Origin of the sequence: Halomicronema sp. CCY15110, assembly GCF_016888165.1 — a bacterium.
In the GTDB taxonomy this organism is placed as follows: Bacteria; Cyanobacteriota; Cyanobacteriia; order Phormidesmidales; family Phormidesmidaceae; genus Halomicronema.
Genome location: NZ_JACSWC010000256.1, coordinates 1 through 4,923 on the forward strand (window position 1 = coordinate 1; position 4,923 = coordinate 4,923).

Genomic DNA, 4,923 nt, shown 5'->3' on the forward strand with positions numbered 1-4,923 from the left:
AGAAACCTCATGTCTCAACCGCTCGATTGCTTGCCAAAGCTAAAGCTGAGAAGAAAGCACCTTGAAAGGGCTGGCTCTTGGCACCCAAACATGGGAGTTGGCTCAATATTGCCGAAAATGAACTGTCGGCATTAACCCGTCAATGCTTGGCACGCCGCATTCCTGACCGTGGCACCTTAGCGTGCGAAACCACCGCTTGGTACATCGAGCGCAATCGCTTGCACAAGTCCGTCAATTGGCAGTTTACGACCACAGATGCACGGATTCGACTCAAGCGGCTTTACCCACAAATTGATAACTGACAGACCACTAGTGTTGCGGCATCAGTCGGCAACTCTGTTGGCAACGCGGAAAACTTTTGCTGATCTCGCTTTCCAGTTAAGGATAACGGTCAAGTACAGCTTGTGCTTGCTGGCAAGACCCTGTGTTCCAAGACTGATTCAGCGCTCTTGTATGTAAATAAAGTGCTGGGACAGTAAAAACTGCCATCCTCAAACTCTCTCCGTTGTAAATATTGAGTTGGCTATACTCATTGGCTAAGGGATAAACATCACGGATACAACTAGTCAGAAGCTTGGTGTCTTCTTGCAAGCTGATTGCTTGTGCATTTAATTGAGCAGCTTGCTCCTGGGTAGTTGAAAGTTGAGTTTCTAGCGCAGAGATGGAGGCTTGTGCAGCTTCTAATTCATTACTGAGAGTAATAACTTTTTTGTTAGCCTCTGACAGTAAGTTTTTTGTTGCTTTCTCTGATTTTTGTGTTTGGAGAAACTCTTTATCCAAGTTCTTGAGGTCAGTCTGTAATTGCTCGGTTAAAGCCAAGTCTGTTTGATGTCTAATTTCTTGCCAGGCAAATACGCTTGAAGCCCCTAGAGCGGTGGCTAACAAGAACATTAAGAGTAGTTCAACCGGGGAAAATTTAAAGAGCTTTGAATGGTTTGTGGAATGAGTCATGGTGGCACCCTCCTCGCTGTTCCTGATATGAATAGGAGCTGCAACGGGATATATTGCCTCGGCTGATGACAAAACTTTGAACTTAAGCTCAAAACCTGTTCGTGACAATTTACGAAGAACGGACGCTTTGTATGCCGATCGGAAAGAGCGGTGAATACGTCTGTATTTGTGTTTAGCCTTGTCTGAACAATCGTGGCAATTGAATTCAGTTTTTTTAAGATCTGAGTTCACTAATAAGTATAAATTCTCATGATTCTCATCCGGAGGAAACATACTTTTTTTTAACTTTAAACAAGTGCTGTAAATCTTTTGGGCAGACTATAAGAAAAACGATCTCTCGCTGTTGTGATTTGTCTCAAGCTGGTACGACCACATCATTTAAGGCTTGCAGGTGCTCAGTTCACTGCAATGTTTAGGAACCTCTATGAATAGCGTGCCCTGGGGGTATCTCTAGACAAATTTTATGAGCGCTGGTGTGGTTCATGGGGCGATCGCAGGTAATCTTAGTCAGTACTGTTCAACTAGCTGTTGCGCTTCATGTTTGAGCAAACCTTCCGAAATATCGACGATGTGCTCTGGAAGGAGGCGGGCTGCGCCACCGAGATGGACTACACGGAGCAGACATCGTGGCTGTTGTTTCTGAAATATCTGGATGACTTGGAGCAGGAACGGGCGCTGGAGGCGGAGCTGCTGGGCAAGGACTACACGTACTTGCTGGAGGGGGGCTATCGCTGGTCGAGTTGGGCCGCGCCGAAGACGGCGGACGGGGAGATTGACCACGACAAGGTGCTGATTGGCGATGACCTGATCGACTTTGTGAACACGGCGCTGTTTCCCTATTTGCAGGGATTTAAGCAGCGGGCCAGCAGCCCCAACACCATCGAATACAAGATTGGCGAGATTTTTGGGGAGATCAAGAACAAGTTTCAGAGTGGCTACAGCCTGCGGGATGCCCTGGAGTACATCGACGAGCTGCGGTTTGGCTCTCAGGAGGAGAAGCACGAACTCTCGCACCTGTATGAGGCCAAAATCAAGAACATGGGCAACGCCGGGCGCAACGGTGGGGAGTATTACACGCCGCGATCGCTGATTCGCGCCATGGTGCAAGTGGTGCGGCCCCAACTGGGGGAGACCATTTATGACGGGGCCTGCGGCTCGGCGGGGTTTTTGTGTGATAGCTATGAGTACCTGCGCCGGGGCCAGCTCACCACCCAGCACTCGAAGATCTGCAAACCCGTACCTTTACGGGCAAAGAGAAGAAGAGCCTGGCCTATGTGATCGGCATTATGAACCTGATTTTGCACGGCATCGATGCGCCGAACATCATCCACACCAACACGCTGACGGAAAACCTCAGCGACGTGCAGGACAAGAACCGCTTTGATGTGATCCTGGCGAATCCGCCGTTTGGGGGCAAGGAGCGGAAGGAGGTGCAGCAAAATTTCCCGATCAAAACGGGGGAAACGGCGTTTCTGTTTTTGCAGCATTTCATCAAGCTGCTGAGGCCGGGGGGCAGAGCGGCGGTGGTGATCAAAAACACCTTTTTGTCGAACTCTGACAATGCTTCCCGCGCGATTCGGCGAGAGCTACTGTCGAGCTGCAATCTGCACACGGTGCTCGACTGCCCCGGTGGCACGTTTATTGGGGCGGGGGTGAAGACGGTGGTGCTGTTTTTTGAGAAAGCTCCCTATTCCCTTCGGGAAGGCTTCGCCAACGACTCCCCTTCGACAAGCTCAGGGCAGAGCGCTCAGGGTACAGCCACTAAGAAGATCTGGTACTACCAGCTCGATCCCGATCGCAGCCTGGGCAAAACCAATCCGCTGAATGACGATGACCTGAAGGAGTTTGTGGAACTCCAGGCGACGCTGGCGGAAACGGCGAAGTCCTGGTTTCTGGATGTGGCGGACGTTGACCCCGAAACTTTTGACCTGTCGGTGAAGAACCCCAACGCCCCTGAAGCAGCCCCCCTCCGCGACCCGCAGGAGATCATGGATGAGATTGCGGCGCTGGATCAGGAGAGTGCGGAGATTTTGGCTGGAATTGGGGGGATGTTGTGATGAAGGGCTGGAAAAAGTCGGAACTAGGGGATATTGCTGCAATTAACTACGGCTATACAGCCAAGGCTTCATTTGAAGAGGTTGGCCCCAAGTTTCTCAGAATCACCGACATTCAAAACGATTCAGTAGATTGGTCAAGCGTTCCTCACTGCCCAATTGACGAAGCTGATTTCAAAAAGCACAAGCTTTACGATCAAGACATCGTGTTTGCAAGGACTGGCGCTACGACTGGTAAAAGTTACCTTGTTTGCGATCCTCCAGAATCGGTTGCGGCATCGTATTTGATCCGTCTCAGAGTTGAAGATTCAGGAGTCTTAGCACGATTCGTTTCCAAGTATTTTCAAACTCGCGAGTACTGGGATAGTGTGACCTCCGGTATTTCGGGCAGTGCTCAAGGTGGCTTCAATGCTTCCAAGCTATCAGCGATGGTTATCCCGACTCCGCCGATCGCTGAACAGAAGCGGATTGTGGCGATATTGGATGAGGCGTTTGAGGGGATTGATAGCGCGATCGCCAACACCGAAAAGAACCTCGCCAACGCCCGCGAACTCTTTGAAAGCTACCTGAACGCTGTATTTGTTCGGAAAGGAAACGAATGGGAATGGGCCTCCCTGTCTGATATCACAACCGATATTACAGACGGGGACCACCAGCCGCCACCAAAGACTAAATCTGGCATTCCGTTCATCACGATTTCAAATATAGATAAACAAAATCGGACAATAGATTTCTCGGACACGTTTAAAGTCCCGCCAGAGTACTTCAGTAATTTGAAAGAGAATCGAAAACCACGCCGAGGCGATGTTCTCTATACGGTTACAGGCTCTTACGCGATTCCAGTTGTCGTTGATCACGATATGGAGTTTTGCTTTCAGCGGCACATCGGTTTGATTAGGCCAGATGCAGAGACAAATCCAAAGTGCCTGTATTACATGTTGCTGTCCCGTCACCTCTTACAGCAGGCCCATGAATGCGCTACGGGAACTGCCCAGAAAACTGTCTCTCTCAGGGCGTTACGGAAGTTCTCTGTCCCCAGAATTCCTAAAAAAGAACAGGATTTGATTGTCAAAGACCTCGAAGGTTTCGAGAAGCAGATTAAACGCCTTGAAGCCATCTACGAGCAAAAACTCGCTGCCCTCAATGAACTCAAGCAGTCGATTTTGCAAAGGGCGTTCTCTGGTGAGTTGACGGCTGAGGTGGGCGATGCGGCTGTAGAGGGTGCGAAGGAAGTCGTGGCGGCGTAGTTTGTTTTGTTAATCGTGTTTCCTGACAGTCTCTTGATTTCTAAGCGATGATGAAAACACCCTCACCCCTACCTCATAGGAGTTTGATCCATGCTTCTTCAGCAAATCATGCAAGAACTCCAGGCTCTCCCCGAAGACAAGCTCGCGGAGATTTACAACCTCATCCACTACTATCGCCTAGGGCTGACCCAAGCCAGTGACGAGCCTCCTGCCGAGAGCGAAGCTAAACGGCGCACTCCGGGACTACTAAAAGGTCATGTGGGGGATGCCTTTTTTGAGCCGATGACCGAAGAGGAATTGCAGGAATGGGAATGAGTTATCTGCTCGATACCCACATCCTGCTGTGGTGGATCTTTGATGAGCCGAAGCTTGGCGCTACCTGTCGCGCCATCATCGACGACCCGCAAAATTGCATCTTCGTCAGCAGTGCCTCTGCCTGGGAAATTGCGACCAAATATCGGGTTGGTAAGCTGCCAGCAGCCAAAGAACTGGTCGAGACCTACGCTCAAACCTTGCAAAGAGCGGGATTTCTGGAGCTTGCCATCGGGTGCATCCCACTTTCGTAGCCCCTCTCCCTAAATCCCTCTCCCAAGATGGGCTACTAAGTACACATAAATCCCTCCTGGGCTAGTGACCATCCCTGAAAGATGGCCTCAAATTTCCTGAGCCCC

The 4,923-nt window shown here is 50.3% G+C and carries 3 protein-coding genes and 3 pseudogenes; 5 read left to right on the forward strand and 1 reads right to left on the reverse strand.

Annotation, left to right across the window (positions count from 1 at the left end):
• Window positions 1-83: 83 nt before the first annotated feature.
• Window positions 84-302, forward strand: a pseudogene (locus JUK32_RS10235) (IS630 family transposase); the annotation flags it as partial.
• A 76-nt stretch (window positions 303-378) separates the two neighbouring features.
• On the opposite strand, the gene JUK32_RS10240 reads toward JUK32_RS10235, so the two are convergent.
• The gene (locus JUK32_RS10240; protein ID WP_204138761.1) at window positions 379-951 is read right to left on the reverse strand and encodes a hypothetical protein; all 573 of its coding nucleotides are present in this window, start codon (window positions 949-951) and stop codon (window positions 379-381) included.
• A gap of 537 nt (window positions 952-1,488) precedes the next feature.
• On the opposite strand from JUK32_RS10240, the pseudogene JUK32_RS28695 reads away from it, so the two are divergent.
• From JUK32_RS28695 to JUK32_RS10260, 4 genes and pseudogenes are all read left to right on the forward strand, one after another.
• Window positions 1,489-3,008 (forward strand): annotated as a pseudogene (locus JUK32_RS28695) (N-6 DNA methylase).
• Window positions 3,008-4,252, forward strand: coding sequence for a restriction endonuclease subunit S (locus JUK32_RS10250; RefSeq protein WP_204138762.1), 1,245 nt, complete (start codon window positions 3,008-3,010; stop codon window positions 4,250-4,252). The pseudogene JUK32_RS28695 and the gene JUK32_RS10250 overlap by 1 nt, the downstream one beginning before the upstream one ends.
• Window positions 4,253-4,342: 90 nt before the next feature.
• A complete protein-coding gene (locus tag JUK32_RS10255; protein WP_204138763.1) occupies window positions 4,343-4,567 on the forward strand; it encodes a hypothetical protein in 225 nt (74 codons plus the stop codon).
• Window positions 4,558-4,797, forward strand: a pseudogene (locus JUK32_RS10260) (type II toxin-antitoxin system VapC family toxin); the annotation flags it as partial. The gene JUK32_RS10255 and the pseudogene JUK32_RS10260, both read left to right, overlap by 10 nt.
• Window positions 4,798-4,923: the final 126 nt, after the last annotated feature.

Coding starts and splice junctions, on each gene's coding strand:
- JUK32_RS10240 (WP_204138761.1), bottom strand. CDS start 951: ATGACTCATTCCACAAACCATTCAAAGCTCTTTAAATTTTCCCCGGTT.
- JUK32_RS10255 (WP_204138763.1), top strand. CDS start 4,343: ATGCTTCTTCAGCAAATCATGCAAGAACTCCAGGCTCTCCCCGAAGAC.
- JUK32_RS10250 (WP_204138762.1), top strand. CDS start 3,008: ATGAAGGGCTGGAAAAAGTCGGAACTAGGGGATATTGCTGCAATTAAC.